This window comes from Streptococcus equinus, from assembly GCF_900104225.1.
GTDB classification, from domain to species: Bacteria; Bacillota; Bacilli; order Lactobacillales; family Streptococcaceae; genus Streptococcus; species Streptococcus equinus_D.
Window position 1 is genome coordinate 520,015 of record NZ_FNJK01000001.1, and the last position, 16,457, is coordinate 536,471.

The following is a 16,457-nucleotide window of genomic DNA, read 5'->3' on the forward strand; positions in this document are numbered from 1 at the left end:
TGGCAAGCCTTAATCACTGTTTCAGGAAAATTTACTTATTTTTTCAAGTAAATACTATCAATCTTATGATTATCAGTCTTGTGTAAAATCAATTCAGCCCGATTACGAGTTGGCTCGATATACTTTTCAAGATTGACAAGATTAACCGTTTTCCAAACCATTTTAGCAAATTCTAGGGCATCCTTATGAGGCATTTTAACAAAACGATTATAATAGTTGCTTTTGTCTGTCTTAGCTAACTCAAGCAAACTATCAAAACGTTCCAAGTACCATTTTTCAATTAAATCATTTTCAGCATCAATATAAATAGAAAAGTCAAAGTAACCGGTCATATAAATACGCTTATTTTTTTGATTTTGGAAAACGTTAATACCTTCAACGATTAAGAAGTCTGGTGCCTCAATTATTTGTTCTTGGTCAGGAATAATATCATAAACTTCATGTGAATATACTGGAATATGAGCAGTCATTCCATTTTTAACGGTATCAAGGAAGTTTAGAAGAAGTTCCATATTATAGCTTTCAGGGAAACCTTTTCGGTCTAAAATATTTCGTTCAATTAACTCCTTATTTGGATAAATAAAACCATCTGTTGTTACCATTTCTACCTTACTATCCTTAAATGTTCTAGATAGGAGAAGCTGTAACAGACGGCTTGTTGTTGATTTCCCTACAGCTACAGAACCAGAGATTCCGATAATAAAAGGTCGATTACTCGCTTCTTTCTTTAGAAAAATACTTTTTGAAAAAGATAGATTTTCTTGAGCATTTTTGTAAATTTGAATCAAGCTAATTAAAGGAAGATATACTTCAATAACGTCTTGGATACTTATGTTATCATTTAAACTTTTAATTGATTCAAGTTCCTCAGCTGTAAGAAGTGGCTGAGTCTTACGATGTAACTCCTGCCAAGTTTCACGAGAAATAAGATCAAAGTTAATAAATTCGTTGGTCATACGAAACTCCTTAAAGAGGTTGTGTACCTTATTATAGCATTTTAAGGAAGGATTGAAAACAGTTACAACGTTTGATATGATGGAAGAGTATGATAAAATAGAAGTGCATTATAAGAGAAAGTGATAGAAGAATGACTAAAATGTATTACGCAGAAAATCCCGATAGTGCTCATGACATTCATGAATTGAAAGTCACATTACTTGGGGAATCTTTCACGTTTTTAACAGATTCAGGTGTTTTTTCGAAAAAAATGGTGGACTATGGTAGTCAAGTACTTTTAAATACCTTGGATTTTGAAAAAGGTAAAACGCTTTTGGATCTTGGCTGCGGTTACGGACCTCTAGGAATTTCGTTAGCCAAAGTTCAAGGGGTTAAGCCGACCATGGTTGATATCAATAATCGTGCCATTGATTTGGCAAAACAAAATGCACAAAAAAATGGTATTTGCGCTGATATCTTCCAATCAAATATTTACGAAAAAGTGAATGGAACATTTGATTATATCATCAGTAATCCACCAATTCGAGCTGGTAAGCAAGTAGTTCATACTATTATATCCGAAAGTATCAACTACTTAAATGCAGGCGGGAATCTAACAATTGTGATTCAGAAAAAACAAGGAGCACCAAGTGCTAAAGCGAAAATGGAAGAAGTTTTTGGAAATGTAGAGATTTTAAAACGTGACAAAGGCTATTATATTTTGCGCAGTGAAAAAAATTAATAAGTGAATAAAAAATCTTTATTGAATTAGATATTGATTCTAGTTTGATAGAGATTTTTTTATTGAATTCCTACAATAATAAGCTTTGTGACAAATGTCATAGAATAATTATGACACAAAGGTCACTTTTTAAAGTATAATTATTCACATAAAAGTCATAAAATACACTAATTTAAAGCGCTCAGAGTATCAAAAAAGTAAGATTTTATATTCGTAAAAACTTGTTGTTTATAGTAAAATAATATAAAAATGTTCAGAAATACCGAATATGATATGTGACATATGTGTCATATTTTGTACAAAAACAAGGCTTTAACAAGGTTTATAGATAAAAAAGAAACAAAAAAAGCGTTTTAATGAATTTTCGGATTTTGCCATTTTTGCTGTTTATTAAAAAAATAGCAAAAAAGACTTACATTCTATCAAAAAAATGGTAGAATAGGTAGAGTGTAATTATTAATGAAATGAAAATAACATTTTCAGGAAGGAATGGAAATTATATTAATGTCTATTAACAAATACATTGATCACACTTTATTGAAACCTGAAAGCACTCAAGATCAAATTGATCATCTTATTGCTGAAGCGAAAGAATATAACTTTGCTAGTGTCTGTGTTAATCCAACTTGGGTTTCATACGCAGCACAAGCTTTGAAAGATTCAGATGTTAAAGTTTGTACAGTTATCGGTTTCCCTCTAGGGGCTAACACAAGTCGTGTTAAAGCATTTGAAACAAAAGATGCTATTGAAAACGGTGCAGATGAAATTGACATGGTTATTAACATTGGCCAATTAAAAGCTAAACAATATGACCTTGTTGAAAATGATATCCGTGCTGTTGTTGAAGCAAGTGGTGATAAATTGGTTAAAGTTATCATTGAAACTTGTCTTTTGACTGATGAAGAAAAAGTAAAAGCTTGTGAACTGTCAGTTGCGGCTGGCGCTGATTACGTTAAAACATCTACTGGTTTTTCAACTGCTGGTGCAAATGTTCATGACGTTGCGCTTATGCGTAAAACAGTTGGACCTAATGTTGGTGTCAAAGCTGCCGGTGGTGCACGCACATATGCTGATGCTGAAGCTTTTGTTAAAGCTGGCGCAACTCGTATTGGTGCTTCATCAGGTGTTGCAATTGTTAATGGTGAAACTGCTGCAGAAGGTAGTTATTAATCATTAATATCGAGTGATTTAAACACAACCTATTTTTGATTGTGGACGGTCGAGATGACGGTCAGGTGGTGTTATTACCACAGTTTTATAGACTTGTCTAAGTCTATCTTCAGAGTGTTCATTAAGCCATCTGGCTTGATAGATTTTTGCAACAACCGTTGCTTATAAGTTTTTTAGGGGGGTTCATTTTCATGAACAAGAAAATTGTTGGTCTTGGACTTGCTGCAGTAGCAACATTGGCTCTTGGTGCTTGTAGCCGTTCAAATTCATCTAGCTCTAGCTCAGATTCAAGCGTTAAAGCTGCTATCGTAACTGATACAGGTGGTGTTGATGATAAATCATTCAACCAATCTGCATGGGAAGGTATGCAAGCTTGGGGTAAAGAAAACAAATTGAAAAAAGATACTGACTACACTTACTTCCAATCTGATAGTGAGTCAGACTATGCAACAAACCTTGATTCAGCTGTTTCAAATGGTTACAACCTTGTTTTTGCAATTGGTTACAACCTTCACGATGCTGTTGATGAAGCTGCTCCACAAAATGAAAAAACAAACTATGTTATCATTGATGACGTTGTAGCAGACCACAAAAATGTTGAAAGTGTATTGTTCGCTGATAACGAAGGTGCTTACCTTGCAGGTATCGCTGCAGCAATGCAAACAAAAACTAAACACGTTGGTTTCGTAGGTGGTGTTGAATCTGATACAATCACTCGTTTCGAAACTGGATTCAAAGAAGGTGTTGCTTCAGTTGATAGTTCAATCAAAGTTGACGTTCAATATGCTGGTTCTTACTCTGATTCTGCTAAAGGTAAAACAATCGCTGCAACAATGTATGCTAGCGGTGCAGATGTAATCTATCATGCTGCTGGTGGTTCAGGTACTGGTGTCTTCTCACAAGCTAAAGAAATCAATGAAAAATTGCCTGCTGATAGCGACAAAAAAGTTTGGGTTATTGGTGTAGACCGCGACCAAACTGAAGAAGGTAACTACACTTCATCTGATAAAGTGAAATCAAACTTCGTTTTGACTTCAACAATCAAAGAAGTAGGTCAAGTTGTTAAAGATATCGCTAACGGTCAACTTAAAGGTGATAAATTTGACGGTAACACAACTAAAACATACGGTCTTAAAGACGGTGGTGTAGATCTTGTTACTAAAAACCTTCCTGATAACATTAAATCTGCTGTAGAAACTGCAAAAGATAAAGTTATCAAAGGCGAAGTAAAAGTTGACGATGGCGTAAACAAATAATCGCTCTTATGAAAAAGCGACCAAATTGGTCGCCTTTTTTCAGGGGCTGAGATAAAATGTATTTTTATCTCAGTTAAGTTCATTAATGTTAGTTTTTAATGGGCTTAACTGACCTAAAAATTATTATTAGACTGAAAGGGATCACACATGACACAAGAAAACGTCATAGAAATGCGTGAGATTACCAAAAAATTCGGTGATTTTGTCGCAAATGACCATATTAATTTACAAGTCAGAAAAGGTGAAATCCACGCTCTTCTTGGAGAAAATGGAGCCGGTAAATCGACTTTGATGAATATGCTTGCTGGCCTTTTGCAACCAACAAGTGGTCAAATCTTAGTAAAAGGTGAAGAAGCAGTACTTGATTCTCCATCTAAGTCAGCTAAGATGGGTATCGGAATGGTTCACCAACACTTTATGTTGGTAGAAGCTTTTACAGTTGCTGAAAACATTATCTTAGGTAATGAAGTCACAAAAGGCGCAGGTGTTCTTGACCTTAAAAAGGCTAGTAAAGAAATTAAAGAACTGTCTGAGAAATACGGTTTAGCGGTTGATCCATCTGCCAAAATTTCTGATATTTCAGTTGGTGCGCAACAACGTGTTGAAATCTTAAAAACACTTTACCGTGGTGCGGACATCATTATCTTCGATGAACCAACTGCTGTTCTAACGCCTTCTGAAATCACTGAATTACTTGATATTATGCGTAATTTGGTTAAAGAAGGAAAATCAATTATCTTAATCACACACAAATTGGATGAAATTCGTGCGGTTGCAGATCGCGTAACAGTTATTCGTCACGGTAAATCAATTCAAACAGTTCCAGTTGCTGATTCAACAAGTAATGAATTGGCTGAAATGATGGTTGGTCGTGCTGTTTCATTCAAAACAGATAAGATTCCTGCCAATCCAAAAGATGTCGTTCTTTCAATCAAAGACTTGGTTGTTAACGAAAACCGTGGAGTTCCAGCTGTCAAAGAATTGTCGCTTGATGTTCGTGCAGGTGAAATCGTTGGTATTGCTGGTATTGATGGTAATGGTCAAACAGAACTTGTAGAAGCTCTTACAGGTTTGCGTAAAGTTGAATCTGGTCAATTCTTCATCAAAGGTTCTGATATGACAAATCAACGTCCTCGTAAAATTACAGAACTTGGCGTTGGACATGTCCCAGAAGATCGTCATCGTGATGGTATGGTTCTTGATATGACAATTGCTGAAAATATCGCCCTTCAAACTTACTACAAAGAACCATTTAGCAAACATGGTTTCATGAACTATAATAAGTTAAATGAACATGCTCGTAAGTTGATGAAAGAATTTGATGTTCGTGCAGCAAGTGAATTAGTTTCGGGTGGTGCACTTTCAGGTGGTAACCAACAAAAAGCTGTTATCGCTCGTGAAATCGATCGAAACCCAGATTTGCTTATTGTTAGTCAACCAACTCGTGGACTTGATGTTGGTGCCATTGAATATATCCGTAAACGTTTGGTTGCTGAACGAGATAAGGGTAAAGCCGTTTTGGTTATTAGTTTTGAATTAGATGAAATCCTTGATGTTTCCGACCGTATTGCCGTTATTCATGATGGTAAAATTCAAGGTATCTTAGACCCTGCCACAACCAATAAACAAGAACTTGGTATTTTGATGGCTGGTGGAAAAGTGGAAAAGGAGGATTCTAATGTTAATGTCTAAGAAAACCCAAAAATGGGCTGTTCCATTAATTGCAGTGTTCCTAGGAATGTTGCTTGGAGCAATCCTTATGCTTTGCTTTGGATATAATCCTTTCTGGGCTTATAATGATTTGCTTTATACAGCTTTTGGTACTGTTAAAAATGTTGGGGAAATCTTCCGTGCAATGGGTCCACTTATCCTGATTGCCCTTGGTTTCTCAGTAGCTTCAAAAGCTGGCTTCTTTAACGTTGGTCTTCCAGGTCAAGCGTTAATGGGTTGGGTAATGTCAGTTTGGTTTGCTCTGTCATTTCCAGATTTACCAAAACCAATTTCAGTAATCTGTACTGTTTTGGTTGGTCTTGTTGCTGGTGGTATTGCAGGAGCAATTCCTGGTATTTTACGAGCTTTCCTTGGAACAAGTGAAGTTATCGTAACGATCATGATGAACTACATTATCTTATACGGAACTCAATATTTGATTCAAGATGTTTTCCCAGATAGTATCATGCGTACAACTGAAGCAACAATCAAAGTTTCAAAAAACACTTCTTATCAAACTGAGTGGTTGTCAGCTTTGACTGATAATTCACGTATCAATATTGGTATTTTCATTGCTTTACTTGCTGTTCTAATCGTTTGGTTTATGATGCGTAAGACAACGCTTGGTTATGAAATTACTTCTGTAGGTATTAATCCACATGCTGCTGAATATGCTGGTATGTCAGCTAAACATTTGATTGTTGTTTCAATGATTATTTCTGGTGCGTTGGCTGGTCTAGGTGGTACAGTTGAAGGGCTTGGAACATTTGGAAATGTGTACTCACAAACAAGTTCATTGAGTATTGGTTGGGACGGAATGGCCGTATCGCTTCTTGCTGTGAATTCAGCTGTAGGTATTCCATTTGCTGCCTTCCTTTATGCGGTGCTTTCAATTGGTAAAACTGGTATGATTGGTATTCCATCAGAAGTTATTGATGTTGTGTCTGCCTTCATTATTTTCTTTGTCGGTGCAGACTATATGATTCGTCGATTTATCAAAACTAAAAAAGAAGAAGGAGGAAAGTAAGATGAGTTTTTCAACAACGTTAGCCCTATTAGTTTCTTCCATGTTAATCTACTCAGCACCTTTGATTTTTACAAGTATCGGTGGAACTTTCTCAGAACGAGGTGGTATTGTTAACGTCGGTCTTGAAGGAATCATGGTAATGGGAGCTTTCTCTGGTGTTCTTTTCAACTTAAGTTTTGCTGATGTCTTTGGACACGCAACACCTTGGATTGCTTCAATTGTTGCTGGTTTGGTTGGTATTTTATACTCACTTATCCACGCAGTGGCTACTATTAATTTCCGTGCTGATCACGTTGTATCTGGTACAGTACTGAACTTGATTGCACCATCATTTGCCGTTTTCCAATGTCGTCACTTATTTGGTAAAGGACAAACTGATACAATCACACAAACATTTGGACGATTCTCATTCCCAATTTTAAAAGATATTCCATTTATCGGGAAAGTCTTCTTCAATAATACCTCATTAGTTGCTTATGTAGCGATTTTGGTGTCATTTGTTTCATGGTTTATCATCTTTAAAACACGCTTTGGTTTGCGTCTTCGTTCAGTTGGTGAACATCCACAAGCTGCTGATACCCTTGGTATCAACGTTTACCTTATGCGTTATGCTGGTGTTATGATTTCAGGTTTCCTTGGAGGAATTGGTGGAGCGGTTTATGCCCAAACTATTTCTAACAACTTTGCGGTAACTACAATCGCAGGTCCTGGTTTCATCGCTCTTGCTGCAATGATTTTCGGTCGCTGGAATCCTGTTGGAGCAATGCTTTCAAGTTTATTCTTTGGCTTGTCACAATCACTTGCTATTATCGGTGCACAATTACCATTCTTCTCAAATATTCCACCTGTTTACCTAAAAGTCGCTCCTTATGTATTGACAATCGTTGTCTTGGCAGCGTTCTTTGGTAAAGCAGTAGCGCCAAAAGCAGATGGTGTTAACTACATTAAATCTAAATAAAGAAAATAAGTTGGTGTGAAGCCAACTTATTTTTTAAGCTAAATATTTGTAAGCGGTTTACATGTGTGATATAGTTATCTTAATAAAATAATATAATTGAGGTTACTTCTATGAGTAAAATTGTTGTTATTGGAGCAAATCACGCTGGTACAGCTTGCATAAAAACGATGTTAACTAACTATGGTTCAGAAAACGAAGTTGTAGTATTTGATCAAAACTCTAATATCTCATTTTTGGGATGTGGTATGGCTTTATGGATTGGTCAACAAATTTCAGGACCTGAAGGACTTTTTTATTCGAATAAAGAAGAACTTGAACAATTAGGTGCTACAATTTACATGAACTCTCCTGTAGGGTCAATTGATTTTGATCAAAAAACAGTTACTGCACAAGTTGAAGGTAAAGTTCACGTAGAATCATACGATAAATTAATATTTGCTACTGGTTCACAGCCAATCATCCCACCAATCAAAGGTGTTAGTTTGAAAGAAGGTTCACTAGAATTTGAAGCAGAACTTGAAAATATTCAATTTGTTAAGTTATACCAAAATGCCGAAGATGTTATTGAAAAACTAAAAGATAGAGACATTTCTCGTGTTGCAGTTGTGGGCGCTGGTTATATTGGTGTTGAACTCGCCGAAGCCTTCCAAAGAAAAGGTAAAGAAGTGACTTTAATCGACGTTGCTGATACTTGTCTCGCTGGATACTATGATAAAGATTTAAGCGATATTATGGCTACTAATCTTCAAGTTCATGGCATTAAACTAGCTTTTGGTGAAACTGTAAAAGAAATTGTCGGAAAAACAAAAGTTGAAAAAATTGTTACCGATAAGGCAACTTATAATGTCGATATGGTTATTCTTGCCGTAGGTTTTCGACCAAATACAAGTCTCGCTGAAGGCAAACTCGATTTGTTCAGAAATGGAGCTTTTCTAGTTGATAAGAATCAAGAAACAAGTACTCAAGATGTTTACGCAATTGGAGATTGTGCAACAATCTATAACAATGCGTCTCGTGAAACTGACTATATTGCACTTGCATCAAACGCTGTTAGAACCGGTATTGTTGCTGCACATAATGCTTGTGGTCATAAACTTGAAGGGATTGGTGTCCAAGGTTCAAATGGTATTTCAATTTATGGCTTGAATATGGTTTCAACAGGGTTAACACTCGAAAAAGCAAAGGCCAAAGGTATCGATGCAGAAGAAGTTGAGTATAGTGATAAACAAAAGCTTGATTTTATTGAGAAAAACAATTTTGAAGTTACTTTAAAAATCGTTTACGATAAAGTTAGTCGACGTATTTTAGGTGCACAAATGATGGCGATGGCAGATATTTCATTGGGAATTCACCTTTTCTCACTTGCTATCCAAGAAGGAGTGACAATTGATAAACTCGCACTTACTGATTTATTCTTCTTACCTCATTTCAATAAGCCATATAATTACATTACAATGGCTGCCTTAAATGCAAAATAAGACACAAAAAAAGCTATCCTTACGGATAGCTTTTTATTTAAAAACTAGAAATTAGTTTTTGCAAGCAGAAGCGAATTCTTCTTTAGAGAAAGCTTCGTCGATGATAGCTTTCAATTCTTTAGCAGAAGCTTCCATTTTTTGTTGTTCAGCGTCATTCAATGGAATGTTAACTGGACGAACGATACCGTGTGCACCAACGATAGCTGGTTGACCGATGTAGCAGTCAGTTACGTTAGCGTATTGACCTTCTTGGAATACAGAAAGTGGAAGTACTGCGTTTTCATCGTTAAGGATTGCTTTAGTGATACGAGCAAGCGCAACAGCGATACCGTAGAATGTAGCACCTTTTTTGTTGATGATTGAGTAAGCAGCGTCACGAACACCTTCGAAAAGTTCAACCAATTCAGCTTCGTTAACGTTTTGAACGTCTTTAAGGTAGTTTTCAAGGTTTACACCGGCAACGTTAGCGTGTGACCAAACAGCGAATTCTGAGTCACCGTGTTCACCCATGATGTATGCGTGAACTGAACGAGCATCAACATCAAGTTTTTCAGCCAATGCTTGACGGAAACGAGCTGAGTCAAGTGAAGTACCTGAACCGATAACGCGTTCTTTAGGGAATCCAGAGAATTTCCATGTAGAGTAAGTCAAGACGTCAACTGGGTTTGCAGCAACCAAGAAGATTCCTTTGAATCCAGATTTAACAACTTCAGTTACGATTGATTTGTTGATAGCAAGGTTTTTACCAACAAGGTCAAGACGAGTTTCACCTGGTTTTTGTGGAGCACCTGCAGTGATAACTACAAGGTCAGCATCTGCACAGTCTTCGTATTTAGCTGCGTAGATTTTTTTAGGTGAAGTGAAAGCAAGAGCGTGGCTAAGGTCTTCAGCATCCCCAACAGCTTTGTCAAACAATTGAGGGATTTCGATGATACCAAGTTCTTGAGCGATTCCTTGGTTTACAAGTGCGAATGCGTAAGAAGAACCTACGGCACCGTCACCAACAAGGATAACTTTTTTGTGTTGTTTAGTTGCAGTCATTTATCTAAACATCTCCTTAATTTTTTTAGGCTGACGCCCATACGAATAATATTTTAACACGTTAAGTGAGAAATGTCACGAACTAATTGGAAAAAATTGAAAAAAGAAGAAAGCAATTTTTTAAGGAGAATTTAGTCATATTACCTTCTAAAAAATAGTGAATTTTTCACAAAAATTTTACTTATCTTTGTCGTATTTTGTTTTTGAAAATCATATGAAAAGCAGTGGTAGTTTATCTGACATTCAGTTAAAAAGGAGTAAAAGGATATTAGTGTTGATGTGGTTTTAATGCTGTATTTATGATATAATATAGTTGAGTTTTACACTAGAAAAGGAGTGTTTTTCCTTAATGCAGGATAAGAATTTAATTGACGTAAATCTAACTTCAGAAATGAAGACAAGTTTTATTGATTACGCCATGTCTGTTATTGTTGCTCGTGCTCTTCCTGATGTACGTGATGGATTAAAACCCGTTCATCGTCGTATTTTGTATGGAATGAATGAGCTCGGTGTGACGCCAGATAAACCTCATAAGAAATCTGCACGTATCACCGGGGATGTTATGGGTAAATATCACCCACACGGTGATTCATCAATTTATGAAGCTATGGTTCGTATGGCACAATGGTGGAGTTACCGCCACATGCTTGTTGACGGACACGGAAACTTTGGTTCTATGGACGGTGACGGCGCGGCCGCACAACGTTATACAGAAGCACGTATGAGTAAAATCGCTCTTGAAATGCTTCGTGATATTAACAAAAATACTGTTGATTTCCAAGATAACTATGATGGTAGTGAACGTGAGCCGCTTGTTTTACCATCACGTTTCCCTAATTTACTTGTTAATGGTGCTACAGGTATTGCCGTTGGTATGGCGACAAATATTCCACCTCACAACTTAGGTGAATCTATTGATGCCGTTAAATTGGTTATGGATAATCCTGATGTCACAACACGTGAGTTGATGGAAGTATTGCCTGGCCCAGATTTTCCAACAGGAGCTCTTGTTATGGGGAAATCTGGTATTCGTAAAGCTTACGAAACAGGTAAAGGATCTATCGTATTACGTTCACGTACGGAAATTGAAACAACTAAGAGTGGCCGCGAACGTATCGTTGTTACAGAATTCCCATATGGTGTTAATAAGACAAAGGTTCACGAACACATTGTCCGCTTAGCCCAAGAAAAACGTATCGAAGGTATTACAGCTGTGCGTGATGAATCAAGCCGTGAAGGCATTCGATTTATCATTGAAGTACGCCGTGATGCTTCTGCAAATGTCATTTTAAATAACTTGTTCAAACTAACCAGCTTGCAAACAAATTTCAGTTTTAACATGCTAGCAATCGAAAAAGGTGTTCCAAAGATTCTTTCTTTGAAACAAATCATTCTTGATTACATTGAACACCAAAAAGAAGTTATCGTTCGCCGTACTGAGTTCGATAAAGCGAAAGCTGAAAAACGAGCTCACATTTTAGAAGGCTTGTTAATCGCTCTTGATCACTTGGATGAAGTTATCAGCATTATCCGAAACAGTGAAACTGATGTGATTGCCCAAGGTGAATTGATGAGTCGCTTTGACTTATCTGAACGTCAAAGTCAAGCTATCCTTGATATGCGTCTTCGTCGTTTGACAGGTTTGGAACGTGAAAAAATCCAAGCAGAATATGATGAACTTCTTGCTTTGATTGCTGATTTGGCTGATGTTTTGGCAAAACCGGAACGTGTAATTACAATCATCAAAGAAGAAATGGATGAGATTAAACGTAAATACGCTGATCCACGTCGTACAGAATTGATGGTGGGTGAAGTTCTTTCACTTGAAGATGAAGACTTGATTGAAGAAGAAGATGTCTTGATTACTCTTTCAAACAAAGGTTACATCAAACGTTTAGCCCAAGATGAATTCCGTGCTCAACGCCGTGGTGGACGAGGAGTCCAAGGGACTGGTGTTAATGATGACGATTTTGTTCGTGAATTAGTGTCAACCAATACTCACGATCATGTATACTTCATGACGAATAAAGGGCGAGTATACCGTTTGAAAGGATATGAAATTCCTGAATACGGTCGTACCGCTAAAGGTTTGCCAATCGTTAACCTTCTAAAACTCGATGAAGGTGAAACTGTTCAAACAATCATCAGTGAAAAAGGTAGCGATGATCACGAAAATTATTTGTTCTTTGTTACACGACAAGGTGTTGTTAAACGTACCAAAGAATCTGAGTTTAGCAATATCCGTCAAAATGGTCTTAAAGCTCTTAACCTTAAAGATGGTGATGAACTGATCAATGTTATCCGTACGAATGGCAGCGATGATATCATCATCGGTACTAAATTTGGTTATAGTGTTCGCTTTAATGAATCAGATGTTCGTAGCATGAGCCGGTCAGCAACTGGTGTTCGTGGTGTTAACCTTCGTGAAGGCGATGAAGTCATCGGCGCATCACGTATTACAGATAATCAAGAAGTTCTTGTCATTACTGAAAAAGGTTACGGTAAACGTACGCTTGCTTCTGAGTACCCAACTAAAGGTCGTGGTGGTAAAGGTATTAAAACCGCTAATATCACTGATAAGAACGGTCAATTAGCTGGACTTGTAACCGTTAATGGCGATGAAGATATCATGGTTATTACTGACACTGGTGTTATGATTCGTACAAGTGTTGCTGATATTTCACAAACTGGTCGTGCAACACTAGGTGTTAAAATCATGCGACTTGACCAAGATGCTAAAATCATGACACTCGCTCTTGTACAACCAGAAGAAGAACAGGAAACTGAAGAAGTAGAAGATTAGAATGGGAAAAAAAGAGAAGAAGACACATCGTTTCTTGACATTTCTTAGAGTCACATTGTCTATAGTTCTATTACTATTAGGGCTCGCTTTGATTTTCAATAAATCCATTTGTAATTTTTTGATTGGTCACCAATCAAATCGTTATCAAATCAACAAAGTCACTAAAAAGAAAATACAAGACAATCAAAAAGCAAAAGTTACTTATGATTTTTCTGCAGTTGAACCAGTTACAGTTCAATCTATTTTAAAAACACAATCAACTAGTACCGACCTACCAGTGATTGGTGGTATTGCAGTACCAGATCTTGATATTAACTTACCAATTTTTAAAGGTTTAGGAAATACTGAATTGTCTTATGGTGCTGGAACGATGAAAGAAGATCAAGTAATGGGAGGGCAAAATAATTACGCTCTCGCTAGTCACCATGTTTTTGGTGTTTCTGGTTCATCAAAGATGCTGTTTTCTCCTTTAGAGAACGCTAAAGCGGGAATGAAGATTTATCTTACTGATAAATCGAATGTTTATACTTATGTGATTACAGAAGCATTTTCTGTAACTCCAGACCGTTCGGATGTTTTAAATGATGTCCCTGGTCAGGCATTGGTTACTTTGGTAACTTGTACCGATCAGGAAGCAACCAAACGTATTGTAGTTAAAGGTAGCCTAGAATCATCCGTTGCCTATGACCAAGCATCTGATGACATCCACAAAGCTTTCTCACATTCTTACAATCAAATGACCTTTTAAAGAAGAAGCTGGGAGTAAGATTTATTCTCAGCTTCTTTTATGATAAATGCCCAAATAAGGAGATTTTTATGAAATTAAACGCTGTTCATCATGTGGCTCTTATTGTATCTGATTATGATAAATCACGTGACTTTTATGTCAATAAACTCGGTTTTGACATTATTCGTGAAAATCATCGTCCTGAACGCCATGATTACAAACTAGATTTAAAATGCGGCTCGATTGAACTTGAGATTTTTGGCAATAAAACCTCAGATCCAGCCTATATTGCTCCTCCTAAACGAGTTGGGCAACCTGAGTACCACATGGAGGCTTGTGGCCTTCGTCATTTAGCTTTCTATGTTGAAAATATCGAAGCTTATAAAGCAGAGCTTGAAGATATGGGAATTTACGTCCAACCTATCCGTCACGATGATTATACAGGTAAAAAAATGACCTTTTTCTTTGATCCAGATGGTCTACCATTAGAATTACACGAATAAGTACAGTTTTTTTCAGACGCTTTAAATAAGAAGTGCTATAATTAAATACCTAAGTGAAAGGAATTAATTGAGATGAAATTTAAAAAAATACTTATGGCTTGTGCCCTAGCTTTGTTTTCAACTGTAACCGTTGGACATGTTCAAGCAGCAAGTAATTCTGTTCAAGATGTTATTGATGAAACATACGTTCAACCTGATTATGTTTTAGGCTATTCACTATCAGATGATCAACGTAATCAAACATTATCTTTACTTGGTTATGACAGTTCAAAAGATACAAATGTCAAAACAATTACAACCAGTGCTTATGCAAAAATCATGGACGTTGCTGACGATCCAAGCTTACAACTCTATTCATCAGTAAAAATTCAAAAATTAGGTTCTTCAGAGACTTTGACAGTTAATATTGTCACTCCTGAAAACATCACAAAAGTAACGTCTGACATGTACCGAAATGCAGCAGTAACTCTTGGTATTGAGCATGCTGCAATCACAGTAGCTTCACCAATCCCTGTAACTGGTGAATCTGCCTTAGCGGGTATCTATTACTCACTTGAAGAAAATGGCGCTAAAGTTTCTGATGAAAGCAAACAATTAGCACAAGAAGAATTGAATACTTTGTCAACAATTAACGCTGAAAACCAAGGAAACGAAGGTTATGATGCCGACAAATTGAACGTTGCCTTAGCCGATATTAAATCAGCTGTAGCAGATGCAGGGTCAGATGTAACAAAGGATGACGTTCGTAAAATCGTTGATGAAACACTTGATAACTATAAATTGAAAGATGTTTTATCAAACAACCAAATCAATATGATTGTCAACTTTGCCTTTAATCTTTCAAAATCAAGCATTATTGATAGCAGTAGCTTTAAATCAGCTTTAGCTTCTTTGAAAGATAGCATTGTTTCAAATGCTGGTTCAACTTTTAAGGGAATTAACCTTAACTTTGATTCTTCAAGTGCTATTGAATCAAGTAAAGGTTTCTTGGCAAATATTTGGCAAGCTATCGTAAACTTCTTTAAGGGCTTGTTCTAATTATTTGAAGGTCTTTTGACTTCAGTTCTTTTATGATACAATAACAATACCTCGTGTTGATTACAGGCATGAGGTATTTTTTACGCTTTAATTTTAGGAGAGATTTATCTATATATGAAAAAGTTAAAAGAACCTCCTTTAGCCATTGGTGGATTGGGGTTAAGCTTTTTTTCACTTGGAAATATTTTAGGAGATTATTCAATCATATTACGCTATGTCTTGGGTGCAATAGCTTTTGGGTTATATTTTCTCTTATTGATTGCTGTGTTTAGATCATTTAAAACTTACTTAAATATTTTAAGAGACCCATTGACAGCTTCAATTTTTCCAACACTCTTGATGCAAGGCATGCTAATGATTAGTTATTGTGATGATTTTCCAGATCTGTATGGAATCACTGAATTAATTTTTCGTACGATCTGGTGGCTCTCATTTATTTTGCTAATCATTTATATCATTATCTTTTCCAAACGCTTTCTTTGGAATTTTAAGTTAAATAATGTTTATCCTTCTTGGGCAGTCCTTTATATCGGTATCGGGATATCTAGCGTTACCGTTCCTTGGACTGGATATTCATATCTTGGAAAAATCATTTTTGCCTATATCTTGTTTGCTGTTATCGTATTGTTACCAATTGTTTTTCTAAGACTTTATAAACATGGTATTGCAGATGAAGTAAGAGCAAATATCGCGACACTTTGTGCTCCTGCACTTGTAGTTGTAGCCTATCAGAACTCTTTTGAGCCTGTTAACCAATCTTTGCTACTTGTCTTAGTCATTTTATCGCAAATTTTATATGTCATCGTTCTTTATCAAATCCCCAAAATCTTGAAAAATGGTTTCAATCCAGGGTTTTCAGCTATGACATTTCCTTTAATTGTTTCAGCAACGGCTTTGAAAGGATGTGCGAGGTATTTTGGAAACGATCATTGGTTAAATGGTTTATTTACCCTTGAACTTATAATCGCTACCTTGATTTTAGCAAGAGTAGCAGCAGGTTATGTAAATTTTTTTAGAAACTAAAATAGTGAACTTCCTAAAAACCAAGACTAGATGCTTGGTTTTTTA

14 protein-coding genes are annotated in these 16,457 nt (G+C 36.4%); 12 read left to right on the plus strand and 2 right to left on the minus strand.

The window, feature by feature from the left end:
- Nucleotides 1–35 precede the first annotated feature (35 nt).
- On the minus strand, nt 36–956 hold the full coding sequence (gene coaA, locus BLP98_RS02525; protein ID WP_074481751.1) for a type I pantothenate kinase: 921 nt from the start codon (nt 954–956) through the stop codon (nt 36–38).
- 131 nt (nt 957–1,087) lie between these two features.
- Between coaA and BLP98_RS02530 the strand changes: the two genes are divergently transcribed.
- The 7 genes from BLP98_RS02530 (at nt 1,088) to nox (ending at nt 9,277) form a co-directional block, all read left to right on the plus strand.
- Nucleotides 1,088–1,678: a class I SAM-dependent methyltransferase gene (locus tag BLP98_RS02530; protein WP_074481752.1), complete on the plus strand. Its 591-nt coding sequence runs from the start codon at nt 1,088–1,090 to the stop codon at nt 1,676–1,678.
- Nucleotides 1,679–2,182: 504 nt separating this feature from the next.
- The gene (gene deoC / locus BLP98_RS02535; RefSeq protein WP_074481753.1) at nt 2,183–2,848 is read left to right on the plus strand and encodes a deoxyribose-phosphate aldolase; all 666 of its coding nucleotides are present in this window, start codon (nt 2,183–2,185) and stop codon (nt 2,846–2,848) included.
- Nucleotides 2,849–3,039: 191 nt separating this feature from the next.
- A complete protein-coding gene (locus BLP98_RS02540; protein WP_081341152.1) occupies nt 3,040–4,104 on the plus strand; it encodes a BMP family lipoprotein in 1,065 nt (354 codons plus the stop codon).
- 147 nt (nt 4,105–4,251) lie between these two features.
- Nucleotides 4,252–5,796 carry an ABC transporter ATP-binding protein gene (locus BLP98_RS02545; protein ID WP_074481754.1) on the plus strand — a complete coding sequence of 515 codons (1,545 nt, stop codon included), beginning with the start codon at nt 4,252–4,254 and terminating at the stop codon, nt 5,794–5,796.
- Nucleotides 5,789–6,841 carry an ABC transporter permease gene (locus BLP98_RS02550; protein ID WP_074481809.1) on the plus strand — a complete coding sequence of 351 codons (1,053 nt, stop codon included), beginning with the start codon at nt 5,789–5,791 and terminating at the stop codon, nt 6,839–6,841. Before BLP98_RS02545 ends, BLP98_RS02550 begins: the two co-directional genes overlap by 8 nt.
- 1 nt (nt 6,842) lies before the next feature.
- On the plus strand, nt 6,843–7,799 hold the full coding sequence (locus BLP98_RS02555; protein ID WP_074481755.1) for an ABC transporter permease: 957 nt from the start codon (nt 6,843–6,845) through the stop codon (nt 7,797–7,799).
- Between the two features lie 110 nt (nt 7,800–7,909).
- Nucleotides 7,910–9,277 (plus strand): H2O-forming NADH oxidase, encoded by a 1,368-nt coding sequence (gene nox, locus BLP98_RS02560; RefSeq protein ID WP_074481756.1) that lies wholly within the window; start codon nt 7,910–7,912, stop codon nt 9,275–9,277.
- Nucleotides 9,278–9,328: 51 nt separating this feature from the next.
- Here nox and BLP98_RS02565 read toward each other — a convergent pair whose 3' ends face one another.
- Nucleotides 9,329–10,318: an L-lactate dehydrogenase gene (locus BLP98_RS02565; RefSeq protein WP_074481757.1), complete on the minus strand. Its 990-nt coding sequence runs from the start codon at nt 10,316–10,318 to the stop codon at nt 9,329–9,331.
- A gap of 349 nt (nt 10,319–10,667) precedes the next feature.
- Here BLP98_RS02565 and gyrA point away from each other — a divergent pair, with 349 nt between their 5' ends.
- The 5 genes from gyrA (at nt 10,668) to BLP98_RS02590 (ending at nt 16,412) form a co-directional block, all read left to right on the plus strand.
- Nucleotides 10,668–13,121 (plus strand): DNA gyrase subunit A, encoded by a 2,454-nt coding sequence (gene gyrA / locus BLP98_RS02570; RefSeq protein WP_074481758.1) that lies wholly within the window; start codon nt 10,668–10,670, stop codon nt 13,119–13,121.
- Nucleotide 13,122: 1 nt separating this feature from the next.
- Nucleotides 13,123–13,869 (plus strand): class A sortase, encoded by a 747-nt coding sequence (locus BLP98_RS02575; protein WP_074481759.1) that lies wholly within the window; start codon nt 13,123–13,125, stop codon nt 13,867–13,869.
- Between the two features lie 68 nt (nt 13,870–13,937).
- A complete protein-coding gene (locus tag BLP98_RS02580; protein WP_074481760.1) occupies nt 13,938–14,351 on the plus strand; it encodes an SMU1112c/YaeR family gloxylase I-like metalloprotein in 414 nt (137 codons plus the stop codon).
- A gap of 72 nt (nt 14,352–14,423) precedes the next feature.
- Nucleotides 14,424–15,389, plus strand: a complete 966-nt coding sequence (locus BLP98_RS02585; protein WP_074481761.1) for a DUF1002 domain-containing protein — start codon at nt 14,424–14,426, stop codon at nt 15,387–15,389.
- 114 nt (nt 15,390–15,503) lie between these two features.
- Nucleotides 15,504–16,412: a TDT family transporter gene (locus tag BLP98_RS02590; protein ID WP_074481762.1), complete on the plus strand. Its 909-nt coding sequence runs from the start codon at nt 15,504–15,506 to the stop codon at nt 16,410–16,412.
- The last annotated feature ends 45 nt before the right edge of the window (nt 16,413–16,457 follow it).